The sequence below is a fragment of the Pseudomonas fluorescens genome (assembly GCF_902497785.1).
Taxonomy (GTDB): Bacteria; Pseudomonadota; Gammaproteobacteria; order Pseudomonadales; family Pseudomonadaceae; genus Aquipseudomonas; species Aquipseudomonas fluorescens_BO.
The window spans coordinates 161,183-177,162 of sequence record NZ_CABVHK010000006.1 but is presented as its reverse complement, the minus strand read 5'-3'; the positions used below and the strand labels follow the sequence as shown (position 1 = coordinate 177,162).

13 protein-coding genes are annotated in these 15,980 nt (G+C 61.3%); 6 read left to right on the top strand and 7 right to left on the bottom strand.

Going from position 1 to position 15,980, the window contains the following annotated elements:
- Window positions 1-4: 4 nt before the first annotated feature.
- Both thiE and F8N62_RS11040 read right to left on the bottom strand, forming a co-directional pair.
- Window positions 5-628 carry a thiamine phosphate synthase gene (thiE, locus tag F8N62_RS11045; protein ID WP_150710992.1) on the bottom strand — a complete coding sequence of 208 codons (624 nt, stop codon included), beginning with the start codon at window positions 626-628 and terminating at the stop codon, window positions 5-7.
- 32 nt (window positions 629-660) lie between these two features.
- Entirely contained in the window at window positions 661-1,458 is a 798-nt protein-coding gene (locus tag F8N62_RS11040) for a hydroxymethylpyrimidine/phosphomethylpyrimidine kinase (protein ID WP_150630390.1), read from the bottom strand.
- 314 nt (window positions 1,459-1,772) lie between these two features.
- Between F8N62_RS11040 and F8N62_RS11035 the strand changes: the two genes are divergently transcribed.
- The 4 genes from F8N62_RS11035 to F8N62_RS11015 all read left to right on the top strand — a co-directional run bounded on the left by F8N62_RS11035 (window position 1,773) and on the right by F8N62_RS11015 (window position 8,261).
- On the top strand, window positions 1,773-4,157 hold the full coding sequence (locus F8N62_RS11035; protein ID WP_150710991.1) for a hybrid sensor histidine kinase/response regulator: 2,385 nt from the start codon (window positions 1,773-1,775) through the stop codon (window positions 4,155-4,157).
- 73 nt (window positions 4,158-4,230) lie between these two features.
- Window positions 4,231-5,877 carry an acyl-CoA dehydrogenase family protein gene (locus F8N62_RS11030; protein WP_150710990.1) on the top strand — a complete coding sequence of 549 codons (1,647 nt, stop codon included), beginning with the start codon at window positions 4,231-4,233 and terminating at the stop codon, window positions 5,875-5,877.
- Window positions 5,878-6,081: 204 nt separating this feature from the next.
- On the top strand, window positions 6,082-7,554 hold the full coding sequence (gene amn / locus F8N62_RS11020) for an AMP nucleosidase (RefSeq protein WP_191632371.1): 1,473 nt from the start codon (window positions 6,082-6,084) through the stop codon (window positions 7,552-7,554).
- Between the two features lie 71 nt (window positions 7,555-7,625).
- Window positions 7,626-8,261 carry a pseudouridine synthase gene (locus tag F8N62_RS11015; RefSeq protein WP_150710988.1) on the top strand — a complete coding sequence of 212 codons (636 nt, stop codon included), beginning with the start codon at window positions 7,626-7,628 and terminating at the stop codon, window positions 8,259-8,261.
- Here F8N62_RS11015 and F8N62_RS11010 read toward each other — a convergent pair.
- Window positions 8,256-8,465 carry a DUF2788 domain-containing protein gene (locus tag F8N62_RS11010; protein WP_109635094.1) on the bottom strand — a complete coding sequence of 70 codons (210 nt, stop codon included), beginning with the start codon at window positions 8,463-8,465 and terminating at the stop codon, window positions 8,256-8,258. The genes F8N62_RS11015 and F8N62_RS11010 overlap by 6 nt on opposite strands.
- 390 nt (window positions 8,466-8,855) lie before the next feature.
- Window positions 8,856-9,335, bottom strand: coding sequence for an Lrp/AsnC family transcriptional regulator (locus tag F8N62_RS11005; RefSeq protein ID WP_007894448.1), 480 nt, complete (start codon window positions 9,333-9,335; stop codon window positions 8,856-8,858).
- A 436-nt stretch (window positions 9,336-9,771) separates the two neighbouring features.
- On the opposite strand from F8N62_RS11005, the gene F8N62_RS11000 reads away from it, so the two are divergent.
- A complete protein-coding gene (locus F8N62_RS11000; RefSeq protein ID WP_150710987.1) occupies window positions 9,772-10,785 on the top strand; it encodes a DUF6515 family protein in 1,014 nt (337 codons plus the stop codon).
- Here F8N62_RS11000 and F8N62_RS10995 read toward each other — a convergent pair.
- Both F8N62_RS10995 and F8N62_RS10990 read right to left on the bottom strand, forming a co-directional pair.
- The gene (locus F8N62_RS10995) at window positions 10,770-11,678 is read right to left on the bottom strand and encodes a cation diffusion facilitator family transporter (RefSeq protein ID WP_150710986.1); all 909 of its coding nucleotides are present in this window, start codon (window positions 11,676-11,678) and stop codon (window positions 10,770-10,772) included. The two genes, F8N62_RS11000 and F8N62_RS10995, sit on opposite strands and share 16 nt — an antisense overlap.
- A gap of 29 nt (window positions 11,679-11,707) precedes the next feature.
- Entirely contained in the window at window positions 11,708-12,127 is a 420-nt protein-coding gene (locus F8N62_RS10990) for a polyribonucleotide nucleotidyltransferase (RefSeq protein ID WP_150710985.1), read from the bottom strand.
- Window positions 12,128-12,236: 109 nt separating this feature from the next.
- Here F8N62_RS10990 and hrpB point away from each other — a divergent pair, with 109 nt between their 5' ends.
- A complete protein-coding gene (gene hrpB, locus F8N62_RS10985) occupies window positions 12,237-14,756 on the top strand; it encodes an ATP-dependent helicase HrpB (protein ID WP_150710984.1) in 2,520 nt (839 codons plus the stop codon).
- A gap of 124 nt (window positions 14,757-14,880) precedes the next feature.
- Here the strand turns inward: hrpB and F8N62_RS10980 are convergent, their stop codons facing one another.
- A complete protein-coding gene (locus F8N62_RS10980) occupies window positions 14,881-15,804 on the bottom strand; it encodes a LysR substrate-binding domain-containing protein (protein WP_150710983.1) in 924 nt (307 codons plus the stop codon).
- Window positions 15,805-15,980: the final 176 nt, after the last annotated feature.

The window sequence follows — 15,980 nt, the reverse complement described above, 5'->3', positions numbered from 1 at the left end:
CGGCTTAAACAGATAGCAGTTCATTGAATGCGCGGGCGCGGCGTGTCACTTCAGCCGTGCTCTCGGCGCCAAACAAACCGTGTACGACGGCGAGCAGATCGACCCCATGGGCCACCAGCGGCTCAGCGTTTTCCAGAGTGATGCCGCCGATCGCGCAGATCGGCAGGTGCAGTGTGCGGCGGGCTTGATCCAGCAGTTCGAGACTGCAGGTCGGTGCGCCGGGTTTGGTGCTGGAGTTGAAGAAGCGGCCGAAAGCGACGTAACTGGCGCCTTCCCTGGCCGCTTGTTCAGCGAGTTCGAGTTGCGCGTGGCAGGTCGAGCCGATGATCGCCTGACGGCCGAGCAGTGCACGGGCCGGGGTCAGCGGGCCATCGGTCTGGCCCAAGTGCACGCCGACGTTCAATCGCGCGGCCAGCTCGGCGTCATCATTGATGATCAACCGGGTTTTATAGCGTTCGCACAGCTCGCGCAGGGCTTGGGCCTCGCGCAGGCGGCGGGCATCGTCACTGCTCTTGTCGCGGTATTGCAGCAGCGTGACGCCGCCTTCCAGCGCCGCCTCCACGTAAGACAGAAATTTCCCGGCCAGCAACTGGCTGTCGGTAATGGCGTACAGGCCACGTAGTTTCATCAGACACGCCTCTGCGCTTCACGCATCGAAAGTTACGAACAGAAATCCAGCGGCAGGCGGCGCGGCACAAACTGACCTTTGCCCAGCTGCTCGGCATCACGCAGGGTGCGCCACGTGTAGTTAAGCGCGGTCTGCACGGCGCTGACGAGATTTTCGCCCTGTGCCAGACGACCGGCGAGGGCGCTGGCGAGCGTGCAGCCGGAGCCGTGATAACTGCCGGGCAAGCGTTGGCAGGTGTAGGTTTCGCGCAGGCCGTCGCGGCTGTACAGACGATTGTGGATTTCGTGTTCATCGCCGTGGCCGCCGGTGATCAGCAGGTGTTTGACGAACGGCAGGAGTTTTTCAGCGCACTCGTCGGCGGTGCCTTCGGGCAGTTCAGCGAGGATGCGCGCTTCGGGAAGGTTCGGCGTGGCAATGATGGCCAAAGGCAGCAGGCGTTCGCGCATGGCGTAGCCGACTTCATCCTTGCCCAGTCGTCCGCCGCCGCCGGCGCGCAGCACCGGGTCGCAGACCATCGGCAAATGCGGGTGCGCCTGAAGCAACTCGACCACTGTGTCGACCATCTCCAGGGAACCGAGCATGCCCAGTTTGACCGCCGCGACCTCGGAATCGTTGAGAACGGCGTTGGCCTGAGCCAACACCCACTCTCGGTCGAGGACGCGAAAATCAGTGACATTGACCGTGTCTTGCACGGTCAGGGCGGTGACGGCCGGGGCCGCATGACAACCCTGGGCGAGCAGGGCTTCGATATCTGCCTGCAGGCCGGCGCCACCACTTGGGTCGTGGCCGGAGAGACAGAGGACAACGGGGCGAGAGCTGTAGATATTCATGGTGCGCGAGCTTACCACCAAACATTCAATGTCGGGTGCAGTGCCCGCCAGGTCTGCCGATAGAGTGGAGTGAGCGTGCAGGATGATTCGGCGGAGAATCCATAACCTGACCGACCCAACAGCTCTAGCTCAATGTTGTCGGCTGGAACGCCCGTACTAGAGCCTTTGTAGGAAATATTTCAATGGTGCTGAATGGCCATCAACGGCTATGCTAGAGTGGATCCAAATCAATAACAGGTAATACCGGTTTTACGTCTACTCAAAGGGAATGAGGGGCTTCCTGAGATTACCGGACAGGCCACGCTGGGGCTTCAATGCGCTATTTGCTGATGTTGCTGTTTTGCTTGCCCTTTATGGCGAGCGCAGTCGAATTCGACGAGTTCACTCAAAGCCTGCCCTTGGGTCGATACCTGCAAGTGTTCGAAGACGCGCAGGGTCAGGCGACCATCGCCGAAGTCCTTGCGCAAGCCGCGGCCGGACACTTCAAGACTCACGATAAAGCCACACTCAATGCCGGTTACTCGCGTTCGGCGTTCTGGCTGAAAATCGACCTGCATTACCGCCCGGTCAATCCCGCCGCGCAACGCACCTGGTTGCTGGAACTGGCCTATCCGCCCCTCGATCACCTTGATCTGTACGTGCCCGATGCTGCCGGTGACTACCAGTTGGTCCGCCAGACCGGCGATGCCTTGCCGTTTGCCAGCCGCGAAATTCGTCAGAATAACTATTTGTTCGATCTGAACTTCGCCCCCGATCAAACCCAAACCCTGTACCTGCGCCTGCAAAGCGAAGGCTCGATCCAGGCGCCGGTGACGTTGTGGTCGAGTACCGCTTTTCTCGAAGAGCAGCCGCTGCGCCTCTATGTGTTGGGCCTGATTTACGGCGTATTGCTGGGGATGCTGGTCTACAACCTGTTCATCTACCTCAGCGTGCGTGACACCAGTTACCTCTATTACATCTTCTACATTGCCTCGTTCGGCTTGTATCAGCTGTCGGTGAACGGTGCGGCTGTGCAGTATTTCTGGCCGCAGAATCCCTGGTGGGCCAACGCCGCCACGCCGTTTTTCATCGGGTGCGCCGGGCTGTTCGGCAGCCAGTTCGCCCGCAGTTTCCTGCAAACGGCCACCCACAGTCGCTGGCTCGATCGTTTGCTGCTGGCGCTGATTGCGTTCAGTGCGCTGGTGGTCGGGTTGTCGCTGATGACCAGTTACGCGCTGGCGCTGCGCCTGGCGACGGCCCTGGCACTGACGTTCACCGTGGTGATCTTCGCGGCGGGAATTCTTGTCTGGTGGCGCGGGCTGCGGGTGGCGCGGTATTTCATTATTGCCTGGTCGGCGTTTTTGCTCGGCGGCGTCGTCAACACGCTGATGGTGCTGGGTTACCTGCCGAACGTGTTCCTGACCATGTATTCCAGCCAGATTGGTTCGGCGATTGAAGTGGCCCTGTTGTCGCTTGCGCTGGCCGATCGGATCAACGCCATGCGCGAGCAGCAGGCGCAGACCTTGTTCGATGCCGGGCAAAAACTCGAAGTGCTCAACCAGCAATTGGCGCACAGCAACCGGCTCAAGGACGAATTCCTCGCCACGCTGACCCACGAATTGCGCACGCCCATGAACGGTGTGATCGGTTCTCTGGAATTGATGCAGACCGTGGAAATGGACCCGGAGCTCGAGCAATACCAGCAAACGGCCGCGGGTTCGGCGCGGGACATGATGCGCATGGTCAACGGCATCCTCACATTGACCGAATTGCAGGCCGGCAAACTCAGGGTCAACACCTCCACCTTCAGTTTGCGCGGCGTGGTCGATGCCCTGCGCGTGCAGTTCGAAGGCAATGCGTCGGGCAAATCGCTGGACTTCAAGGTAGACGTGACGCCCGGTCTGCCGGACCGCTTGCATGGCGACAACGCCAAGCTGGCGCAATGCCTGGAATGCCTGCTGGATAACGCGATCAAGTTCACGCGAGTGGGCGGGGTGGCGTTGCGGGTCACGGGAAAACCTGTGGAACCGGGCCGATTGGCATTGTCCTTCGCAGTGATCGATACCGGCATCGGCTTTTCCGATTTAGGTGAGGCACCGCTGTATCAACGCTTCTTCCAGCTCGACGGCTCGATGACCCGTGAACATGGCGGCCTGGGCGTCGGTCTGGCGATCTGTCGGCAATTGGTCGAATTGCTCGGCGGGCAGCTGACGCATCGCTCGGAGCCGGGGAGTGGCAGTCGCTTCCAGCTCGACGTCGAATTCGCATTGCCGGTGGTGGAGCGGGCGCCGACGCCCGTGATCAATCACGAGGTCGGGCGCCTGCGTCTGCCACAGGACTGCACCGTGCTGCTGGTGGACGACCACAGCATCAATCAATTGGTGATGCGCGGCATGCTGCTCAAGCTGGGATTTCGCGTGCGTACCGCCGACAGTGGGCATGCCGCGCTTGATCATTTGCAGCGTGAAACCTTTGACGCCGTGGTGCTCGATTGTCAGGTGCCAGCGCATGACGGTGTGTCTCTGTGTTGCCAGATCCGCGCATTGCCGGGTTGCGCCGAGCTGCCAATATTTACCGTGGCGGTGAATGCCGACCGGGAGCGCTGCCCGACGGGCGCCTTGATCGATTACCTGAATAAACCGGTGAAATTCGAGGACTTGCAGACAGCGCTCTACCGTCGTGTACTCCGTCCGAAACAAGGCGAAAGCGCCGACAGTTAGGCGGATATGCCACTTTGTTCGGCCTCGGGGCAGTGCTTAACTGAATTCCTTGGCTGACCAGAGGAGCCCCGTCATGAACCTGCATCAGTTCGCCGAAACCCACGAAGTGACCAATCAGCCGCCGTCGCTGGACGGCACCAACCTGTACCGCATCGACCTGCCGTTACAGGAGTGGTCGCGGCGGTTCGGGGCCGGTTGGGCCGAGTCGCGGATCGATGCCTACGGCGCACTGGCCGGCGGGCCGCTGATGGAAGCGGGATTTCTGGCTAATCAGAACAAACCGGTGTTCAGCAGCCATGACCGCTACGGCCATCGCATCGATGTGGTGGAATTTCACCCGGCCTATCACCAGCTGATGCGCACGGCGGTCGAGCACGGTTTGACCTCATTGCCCTGGGCGCATCCACAGGACGGTGCCCACGTCGCCCGCGCCTCCATGACCTATCTGCACAGCCAGGCCGAAGCCGGCAGCGGTTGCCCGCTGACCATGACCTTCGCCAGCGTCCCGGCGATGCGCCTGCAAGCGGATCTGGCCGGACAATGGCTGCCGAAAATCCTCGCCACCGAGTACGACCCGCGCAACGTCGGCATGGCGCACAAGGCCGGCGTTACCATCGGCATGGCCATGACCGAAAAACAGGGCGGCACCGATGTGCGCGCCAATACCACCAAGGCTTATCCGGTCGGCGCGGGTGGTCCGGGCCAGGCTTACGAACTGGTCGGCCACAAATGGTTCTGTTCCGCGCCGATGTGCGATGCCTTCCTGACCCTGGCCCAGACCGACAAGGGCCTGACCTGTTTCCTGCTGCCGCGTCATCGCCCGGACGACACGCGAAATCAGTTCTACATCCAGCGCCTGAAAAACAAACTCGGCAATTGCTCCAACGCGTCCAGTGAAGTGGAGTTCCGAGGCGCGCTGGCGTGGATGGTGGGGGAAGAAGGGCGCGGCGTTCCGACCATTATTGAGATGGTCGCGATGACGCGCTTCGATTGCATGGTCGGCTCCAGCGCCCTGATGCGTCAGGCGTTGACCCAGGCCAGTCATCACTGCGCTCATCGCAGCGTTGGCGGCAAATTGCTCAGCGAACAACCGTTGATGCAGAACGTCCTCGCCGATCTGGCGCTGGAAAGCGAAGCGGCGCTGGCGCTGAGCCTGCGCATGGGCAAGGCGCTGGATCATCTGGATGACGGGCACGAAGCGAAATTCGCCCGCCTTGTGACGGCCGTGGGTAAATACTGGATCTGCAAGCGCGCCCCCGCCATGATCAACGAAGCCGCCGAATGCATGGGCGGAGCCGGGTATGTCGAGGACAGCATTCTGCCGCGTCTGTACCGTGAGGCGCCGGTCAATTCGACGTGGGAAGGCTCCGGCAATGTGCAATGCCTGGACGTGCTGCGGGCGTTGTCGAAAGAACCAGGTGTGCTGGATGTGCTGTTCAGCGAGCTGGGCGATGGTCATGGCGACAAAAGGCTGGCCGCGCATATCGGCCAATTGCACGCGGCCTTCAAGGACACCAGTGACATTCAGTATCGCGCCCGGCAACTGACCGAAGACATCGCGTTGGGGCTTCAGGCGAAGCTGTTGCTGGAGGCTGGCAATTCGGCGGTCAGTGAGGCGTTCATCGCCAGCCGCCTCGGCTCCGCCGGCCGGGTTTACGGGGCATTACCGCGCGGCCTGGATGTTGAAGCCATAGTCGCCCGCTCGACCCCGCTTGTGTAAACGACAGAGAAACCTGTGGGAGCGGGCTTGCCCGCGATTGCTGACTAACATTCAACACTAATGTCGTCTGACACACTGCTATCGCGGGCAAGCCCGCTCCCACAGGATTTATCGGTGTCTGCGAGTTGGTGTACAGCCATCACGCCACTGTTCCCGTCAGACGGCGATGCAGGCAAGATAAAGGTCTGCAAGTCAGAACACAGGATGCTGATCGTGACCGAAGCTTTTATTGTCGTTCAAACCGCCGAGCAAGCCGTGGACCGGCTTGCGCATTTGCACAATCGTGCAACCACCGCGCTGAACCAGGCGCTCAAGAGCTACCTCAAGGATCGTATCGAGCCAGACGCCGAACAGCGGGCGATGTTTCGTTATCCTGAACTGCGTCTGACCTACCACTGCCAGGGCGAAGTCCCACAGACCACGCGCGCCTACGCCAAGGTGCAGTTGCCGGGAACCTACAGCGTTACCGTCACTCACCCGGCCGCTTTCCGTAAATACCTGCTGGAACAGCTCGTGCCGTTGATGCACGACTTCACCGTGACCGTGGAAGTCGGCATCAGCCAGCAAAACATTCCGTATCCGTACGTGGTCGAGCAGGGTGATGAACTGGCCGGCTCCGGCGTCACCGCTGCCGTGCTGGCGCGGGTGTTCCCGAGTACCGACCTGTCCGCCGCGACCGACGGCATCGCCGATGGTCTGTACGATTGGGAGAACACCGACCCGCTGCCCTTGGCGCTGTTCGATGCCGCGCGCGTGGATTTTTCCTTGCGCCGCCTGGTGCACTACACCGGCAGCGACTGGCGTCATGTGCAGCCGTGGATTCTGCTGACCAACTACCACCGTTATGTAGACCAGTTCATCGTGCATGGCCTGGAGCAGTTGCGCAGCGATCCGCGTTTCGTGCGGATGGTGTTGCCGGGCAACGTGATCATCGAAAAGAGCATGGATCACGGCGAAGCCTCGGCGATTGCCGCGGGCGTGGTCTGGCATCGTTATCAGATGCCGGCCTATCACCTGATCGCCAGCGACGGTCATGGGGTGACGCTGGTAAACATCGGCGTCGGCCCGTCCAACGCCAAGAACATCACAGACCACTTGGCGGTGCTGCGTCCGCATTGCTGGCTGATGATCGGTCACTGTGGCGGTTTGCGTCAGTCGCAGACCATCGGCGACTACGTGCTGGCTCACGCTTACATGCGCCGCGACGGCATTCTCGACCGGGTGGTGCCGCCGAACATTCCGATCCCGGCCCTGGCCGAAGTGCAGATGGCCTTGCAGCAAGCCGCGGCCAACATCACCGGCGAGAAGGGCGACGAGCTGAAGAAACGCCTGCGCACCGGCACCGTGTTGACCTATGACGACCGCAACTGGGAATTGCGTTGGGCCCAGGAGCGTCCGCTGATCAACCTGTCCCGCGCCGTGGCGGTGGACATGGAAAGCGGCACTATCGCCGCTCAGGGTTATCGTTTGCGGGTACCGTACGGCACATTGCTCTGCGTCTCGGACAAACCGCTGCACAGCGAAATCAAGCTGCCGGGCTCAGCCAACGCGTTCTATGAGCGCGCGGTCAGTCAGCATTTGAAGATCGGCATCGAAGCGGTGGATCTGCTGCGCACCGAACTCAACTCATTGCATTCGCGCAAACTGCGCAGTTTCGACGAGCCGCCGTTCCGCTGACGGTTGTCATGGTCATTTGACGGTCGGGGCACTAGCATTGGCAGCCCTGACCGTTAGATGTTCTCTTCGCCATGTCTCGTCCTCCACGTCCTGTTTCCCGCCGCCCTGGCGCGAACACTCCGTCATCAGCCCCGCGCCGTGTCGCCAAAGCGCCACCGGCCGAGCCGAAGCTGATTCTGTTCAACAAACCCTTTGATGTGCTGACGCAATTCAGCGACGGCGAAGGGCGGGCGACGCTCAAGGATTACATCGAGATTCCCGGGATTTATCCGGCGGGGCGTCTGGACCGCGACAGTGAAGGTTTGCTGCTGTTGACCAACGACGGCCAGCTTCAGGCGCGGATTGCCGATCCGAAGCACAAATTGGCCAAGACCTATTGGGTGCAAGTGGAGGGCGAGCCGAGCGCTGAGCAGTTGCAGCGTTTGCGCGAGGGTGTCGAGCTGAACGATGGCATGACCTTGCCGGCCGAGGCGCGGCAACTGGATGAGCCCCAGTTGTGGCCACGCAATCCGCCGGTGCGCTTTCGCAAAAGCGTGCCGACCAGCTGGCTGGAACTGGTGATTCGAGAGGGGCGTAACCGGCAAGTACGGCGCATGACCGCGGCGGTCGGCTTGCCGACGTTGCGGCTGGTGCGGGTCAGAATCGGCGACTGGTCTATCGAAGGGCTCGATCAGGGCCAGTGGAAGGAAGTGCCGGCGCGTTTATAGTGCGCCGGATTCGATCAGTCCGATGACCACGCTTTTGATCACAAACGCCGCCACGCCCAAGCCCAGCACGGAGAACAGGATGACCGAACCAAAGCGCCCGGCTTTGGATTTTTTCGCCAGGTCCCAGACGATGAAACCCATGAAAATGATCAGAATGCTGACCAGTCCAGTCATCATCCACTCTTCGAATACTGCAGGATCCATCGAACATCTCCAGCGCGGGCGAGGTTAAAAGGCGCTGGAGTATACGCCAGGGGGGATGGGCGGGGCATTGACCTGCGACAGTGTGCCGCACTTGTGGCGAGGGAGCTTGCTCCCGCTCGGCTGCGAAGCACATGCAAAAATGGTGCACGCGGTTTGCCTGGCTAAACTCGGACGCAGGTTTTAGGGCCGCTTCGCGCCCCAGCGGGAGCAAGCTCCCTCGCCACAATCAGGACCGTTGGACCGTTGGACCGTAGGACCGTAGGAGCTGTCGAGTGAAACGAGGCTGCGATCTTTTGATTTGTTTCTAACGTCAAAAGATCGCAGCCTCGTTTCACTCGACAGCTCCTACGGTCCTACAGGTCCTACAGGTCCTACAGTTCCTCCACAGCATCAGCTACGCAGATGAGTCAAAGGCAGTTCGGTGCTATTGAGTACCTGATTCAACACAAAGCTTGAGCGCACGCTCGTCACCCCTTCGATCCGGGTCAAATGCCCCAGCAGCAGTTTCTGGTAGTGATCCATGTCCGGCACCACGACCTTTAGCTGATAGTCCGCATCCATCCCCGTTACCAGGCTGCATTCCAGTACTTGCGGCAAGGTGCGAATGGCGGCTTCGAAGTTCTCGAAGCGCTCCGGCGTGTGTCGGTCCATGCCGATCAACACGTAGGCTGTCAGGCTCAAGCCGAGCATTTTTCGATCCAGCAGGGCCACCTGACGAGTGATGTAGCCGTCGTCTTCCAGCTGCTTGACCCGGCGCGAACAGGGCGAAGGCGACAGGCCGATGCGTTCGGCCAGCTCCTGGTTGGAAATGCGCGCGTCGCGCTGCAATTCCGCCAAAATGCTCAGGTCGTATCGGTCGAGTTTGCTCATCAATCAGGCCTTTGTCATATCAATTGCGGCAGATTATCTATCCAGGGTTAAAAATTGCGCAAGTCATGTTTATTTGAGCAATCTTCGCAATCCGCTGTCGGCGCCGTCGGCCTATCCTTATCACCAGAATCACTGCTCGGACAAACAGTCCACAGCGGCTCGCCCAATCAGGCCTGCCGCGGCCGCCACCCCCACCGGGGATGTGCCGGCCCCCGAGCTGCACACTGTCCAGAAGACGGCGTGAGGTGAGCCAACGTCAAAAGCGTTGAGCACGGACGAAGTTCTCAAAGGGAGGCCGACGGGTCTCCCTTTTCTTTTGCCCGCGATTTGTCCCCCGGGCCTCAATAAATAAGTTGCGCGACTGATAACCTGTTGCAGAACCGGCCTGTGCTTTCCCAGTCTTACGTACAGGCCCTAACCCGCAGTGAGGAAAAGCATGAAGTCGCGCATCTGGCGTTTGGCCGGTGTTGGTTTGCTGTGTATCAGTGTCACTGCGCAATCGCTGGCCGATGAGCCGCAGAACCGGGGTCCCGACAACGGGCAACGGGGCGACGGTCATCAGGGCAACAGTCAAGGGCATGGCGGCAACAATCAGCCGCGCCCGCAGAACAACGACATCATCCGAGGCGACAACAGTCGCCAGTTCGAGCACAACAACCCGCCGCGCAATGGCGGCCAGTCACCGAACAATCCGCCGCGCGATTTCAACAGTCCGGTGCGGCCGCCGCCGCCACCGCCACAATTGCCGGCCAATGACTTGCCCATTCAGGGCCGGCCCGACACGGTACGCCAGACCCAACAGCCACAGCGCGGTTACTACCAGGACGTGCCCCGGCGCAACGACAACAACCCGCATTGGCAGAACAACGGGCCGCGTCCCGACGACCATCGCTGGGCCGGTCGTCCGGATGGGCGCGGCAATGGCTGGGGATCAGGCCCGCAGTATCGCCCCGGCCATGTGATCGACCGCTTCCCGGACCGCGACTACCGCGTGCCTTATCGTGGTCAGGATTACTTCTTTTCCGGTGGTTACTGGTATCGCCCGCTGGGCCCGCGCTACGTCGTGGTGCAGCCACCGCGCGGGATACGCGTCAGCTACCTGCCCGATTACGCCCGGGAAGTATGGGTGGGTGGCGCGCTGTTGTTCCTCGCGGCGGGTTCGTACTACGCCTATCAGGAAAACACTCAGGAATACGTGGTGGTCGAACCGCCCGTGCAACAGCAGCCGCAACCGACCAGCAATGGGTATGACGTGGTGGCCTATCCGGGCAACGGTCAGTCGCCGGAGCAGGTCAATCAGGACGGGTACGAGTGCTATCAGTATGCGGTGCAGCAGAGTGGTTTCGATCCGCGTACCGCGACCTATCAGCCGGATCCGTCGGTGGTGCAAACCTACCGACAGGCCCAGGGCAACTGCCTGGCCAGTCGTGGGTATCAGGTGAGTTTCTGATTCATTCTGGCGGCCGTCACCACTTCCTGCGGATCGGCGTGCACCAGCACTTCGGCTCGCGGGTAGGCGGCGTGAATCGCATCCGCCGCCTGATCGCTGATGCCGTGGGCGACTGACAGGGTCAGTTCCCCCGGCAATTCCAGATGCAATTGCACAAACCACTGATTACCGGAGATCCGCGTGCGCAGGTCATGCGCACCCAACACGCCGGGTACGCTGCAAGCCAGTTCGAGCATGTGCTGGCTGACGTCGGGCGGCAGCTCTTCATCCATCAGCACCTTGAAACTCTCCCGGGCGATCTGCACGGCGCTCCAGAGAATGTAAGCGGCAATCCCCAGTCCGAACCACGCATCCACTTGATGCCAGCCAAATCCGGCCAAAACCAGCGCGACCAGAATGCTGCCATTGAGCAGCATGTCCGACCGGTAATGCAGGGCGTCGGCGCTTACTGCGTTGGACCCAGTGGCCTTGACCACCCGATGCTGCAACATCAGCAGGGCCAGGGTCAGTGCCAGGGAGAACACAATCACGCCGATGCTGAACCATGGCGCCCCCACCGGCTCCGGATGTTTCAACCGATCAAACGCCTGCAAGGCAATCAGCACGGCACTGCCACCAATGAACAATGCCTGAGCCATGCCCGCCAGAGACTCGGCCTTGCCGTGCCCGTAACGGTGGTCGTCATCGGCGGGGCGCAAGGCGTAATGCACCGCCAGCAGATTGAGCAGCGAGGCGACCCCATCGAGCGCCGAGTCGGTCAGCCCGGCGAGCATGCTCACCGAACCGCTCAACCACCATGCAATGGCTTTGGCGACTATCAGCGTGCATGCCACCGCCACCGAGGCGCGGGTCGCCAGCCGTAGCAGGCGGGCGTGTTCGGAACTGGAAATCATACGGACGGCTTTTCCTTCAGGTGCACGGATTACGCGGCAGGTTGCAGGCCGAGCAGGGCCAGTTGCTGGGTGCTGCCCTTGTGCTGGATCAGGCGCGGGTCATCCAGCGGGAAGCTGCGGCCCAGTTCGGTTTCAAGAATCGTCTGCAACTTGTGGTTATTGACCTTGCCGTCAGCGCCGATGGCTTCCTTGAGTTTTTCCGGAGCGACCTGCGCGGTTTCGCCGGGCGCGTAGTAAATCGCGCCAGAGGCAAAGTCAACGGCGAACGCGATCAGGCCGGGAACGATGTAGAACAGCAGGCCCACGGCATCCAGCGCGGCAATCGCCGGGTCGATCTTGCCGTCGATCTGGCCACGGCGGTCGGGGTAGAAAATCGTCCCGCACGCAGTCAGTTGGGTCAGCAGGGTTGCGACCAGCACACCGCCAATCAGGCGAGAGGGAATACGCATAGGAAATCTCCTGGGTAATTTCAAAACGAAAGGGCGTCTCTATGAATTAGGACCCTGATAAACGCCGAGCAGTTCGCCGTTATACTCGCCGCTCTGTTTGGGAGCCAGCATGATTTCTTTGCCGATTGATGAAGTTTTACCCGCCCTGCGTGAAGCCTTGGCGACACGCCACGAAGCCGTGCTCGAAGCACCGCCCGGCGCCGGTAAGACCACCCGTGTTCCGCTGGCCTTGCTCAATGAGGCGTGGCTGGCCGGGCAGACCATTCTGATGCTTGAACCGCGCCGTCTGGCTGCGCGTGCAGCGGCGGAGCGGCTGGCCAGCGAGTTGGGTGAGAAGGTGGGTGAAACCGTCGGTTATCGCATTCGCCTGGACAGCAAAGTCGGGCCCAAAACCCGTATCGAAGTGGTCACCGAAGGCATTCTTACCCGGCGCTTGCAGGATGACCCGGCGCTGGAAGGCGTCGGCCTGCTGATCTTTGACGAATTCCACGAGCGCAGCCTCGACGCTGATCTGGCATTGGCCCTGAGCCTGAATGGCCGGGAGCTGTTTCGCGATGATCAGCCGCTGAAAATCCTCTTGATGTCGGCAACCCTGGAAGGCGAACGCCTGGCCAGTTTGCTGGATGACGCGCCGATCCTGCGCAGCGAAGGGCGCATGTACCCGGTGGCAATGCGCTGGGGCCGGCCGTTTCAGCCCGGTGAGTTCATTGAGCCGCGTCTGGTGCAGACCATTCTCGAAGCCTTGAATGACGAGACTGGCAGCATTTTGGTATTCCTGCCGGGGCAGGCGGAAATCCGTCGCGTGCATCAACAATTGGCGGATGCGCTGGGCGAGAGCACGCAGGTTTTGCTCTGCCCCTTGCATGGCGAACTGGACCTTGCCGCACAACGCGCCGCGATTGATCCGGCACCACCGGGCAAACGCAAAGTGGTGCTGGCCACCAACATTGCCGAAACCAGCCTGACCATCGACGGCGTACGTGTGGTGATCGATGCCGGGCTGGCGCGGGTGCCGCGTTTCGATCCCGGCAGCGGCATGACGCGCCTCGACACGCAACGCATCTCCCGCGCCAGCGCCACGCAACGCGCCGGTCGGGCAGGGCGGCTGGAGCCGGGCGTGTGTTATCGCCTGTGGTCGCAGGATCAGCACGAGCAACTGGCGGCGTATGCCAGTGCGGAAATTCTCTCGGCGGATCTGGCCGCGTTGGCGTTGCAACTGGGTCGCTGGGGTGTGGCGCCCGGCCAGTTGGTGTGGCTCGACGTGCCGCCCGCTGCCGCTTACGCCCAGGCTCAGGATTTGCTCGATCGACTGGGTGCATTGGACGGAGAAACGCTGACCCGCCACGGTCAAGCCATGGCCGAACTGCCGGCGCATCCGCGCATCGCCCATCTGTTATTACGTGGCCAGGCGTTGGGCTTGGCCGACATGGCATGTGATGTCGCGGCATTGCTCGGCGAGCGGGATATCTTGCGCGGTGCCGGCGCCGATTTGCACAGCCGACTGGTGCTGCTGTCCGGCGAACAACGTGCCGCGCGGGGCGCGCAGGGCGGCGTGCAGCGTGCCCGGCAACTGGCGCGGCAGTATCGCGGTTATCTGCGGGGCAAGGCGTCGGAACCGGTCATCGACCCGGATCATCCGCGTTGGCTCGGCGCGTTGCTGGCGCTGGCTTATCCGGATCGTGTGGCTCAGCAAAGGCGTGCCGGTGGCGCGGAATATCGTCTGGCCAACGGTCGCGCCGCGTTGTTCGCCGAGGCTGACAGTTTGATGAAACAGCCGTGGTTGGTGATTGCTGATCTGGGCAGCCGCCAAGGCCAGCGTGAGGAGCGGATTTATCTGGCGACGGATTTTGATCCGGCGTTGTTCGATTCAGTGTTGGCCGAGCAGGTGCGGGTGGTCGATCAACTGGATTGGGACGAGCGCGAAGGCGTGTTGCGCGCCGAGCGTCAGCGCAAGGTCGGGGAGTTGATTCTCAGCCGTGAACCCTTGACCGGGCTGGATGAAACCGCGCGCAGTCAGGCGCTGGTGAATCTGGTGCGGCGCAAGGGGCTGGAGCTGTTGCCGTGGACGCCGGAGTTGCGTCAGTGGCAGGCGCGGGTGGCTTTGCTGCGGCAGTTGGACCTTGTCGCTACGGGCGAGAGTGAGTGGCCGGATGTCAGTGACGCTGCGCTGCTGAAAAACCTTGAGCACTGGCTGCTGCCGTATCTGGGGAAGGTTTCGCGGCTGAGTCATTTTGCCAATCTGGACCTGTCGAGCATTGTCCGAAACCTGTTGCCGTGGCCGTTGCCGCAGCGCCTGGATGAGCTGGCGCCGCAGCATGTGAGCGTGCCGTCGGGGTCGTCGATTCGTCTGGACTACAGTGAACAGCCGCCGATTCTGGCGGTGCGTTTGCAGGAGTTGTTCGGCTTGGCTGACACACCGCGCATTGCCGGTGGCCGGCAAGTGGTGAAGCTGCATCTGCTGTCGCCGGCGCGGCGACCGGTGCAGGTGACGCAGGACCTGGCGAACTTCTGGCGCAGCACCTATGCCGAGGTGAAGAAGGATTTGAAGGGACGGTATCCGAAGCATTATTGGCCGGATGATCCGTTGGTGGCTGAGGCGACGGCGCGGATCAAACCGCGTAAAAGCTGAAGATCAAAAGATCGCAGCCTTCGGCAGCTCCTACGGTTTTACCCGATCAATGTAGGAGCTGCCGAAGGCTGCGATCTTTTGACGTTGATCTTTCAGATCAACAGATCGCAGGCGGCGCCAGCGCCTACGGGGCTGGTTTTTTGGCCTTCGCCGTGAGTTGCTCGCGGCAGTAATCGGCAAACATCTGCGCCGGTTTGGTCAGTTGTCCGCGTTTGAGCCATGCCGCCACCAGGCCTGAGCCGGTGACGTCTTCGATAATGTCCACGCACACCACTTTCTGGCCGTCGTAGGTGCATTCCGAATGCGGGCGGGTGACCAGGATCGAGAAGCCAAACCCCTGACCGACCATGCCCCGGACCATCTCGATCGATGGTGAGCTGAAGGCGATGTTGGGCGACAGGTTCAATTCCTCGAACAGGCTGACGAAGTACGTCCGGCTCGGCTGCACGTCCAGCAGGATCATCGGTTCCAGGCACAGGTCGCGCAGTGATACTTGCTTGAGCTGGGCAAAGCGGTGATCCGCTGGCAGCAACGCATAAGGTCGCTGCGCCGGCATCAGCGGTTCGGTTTCGATGGTGGCGTCGAGGTCGTGTTCATACAGGATCGCCAGGTCGAACGTGCCCGAGGTCAGGCCTTGCACCAGTTCCTGTTGCTCGCCGTCGCGGATGCGGATTTTCACTCCGGGATACAGCGCCGAGAACCCGGCAATCAACTGTGGCAAGTACAGCGGCGCGACGGTTTCGAAACAGCCGATGTCGATTTGCCCGGCCACGATGTCGTTGTCGGCCAGGGCGTTCTGTTCGAATTCCTTGGCCATGCGCAGCAGTTCCTGGGCCTTGCGATAGAAGCGCGCACCGCTTGGGGTCAACGACACGCCTTGGGCGTGATGACGGATCAGCAACTGCACGCCGAAGCTGTCTTCCAGGCCCTTGATGGCGGTGGAAATCGCCGGCTGGGCGATGTACAGCTTGCGCGAGGCCTCGGCGACGCTGCCGCACTCGACGGTGGTGATGAAGTATTTCAGTTGACGCAAGTTGTAGGCAGCCACGGCAAACCTCGGATTGGATGGTCTCGACATCCACGCAAATTGCGAGCCGCCCGCATCCGTTCTGACGACGGTGTTGTTATGCCTGAACAATAACCACATCGCGCGGGAGCAGGGAGATCGGCTGCCCAGTTTTTTCATGGTCTACACAAACATTTTTACTATTTTTCCTCGACACG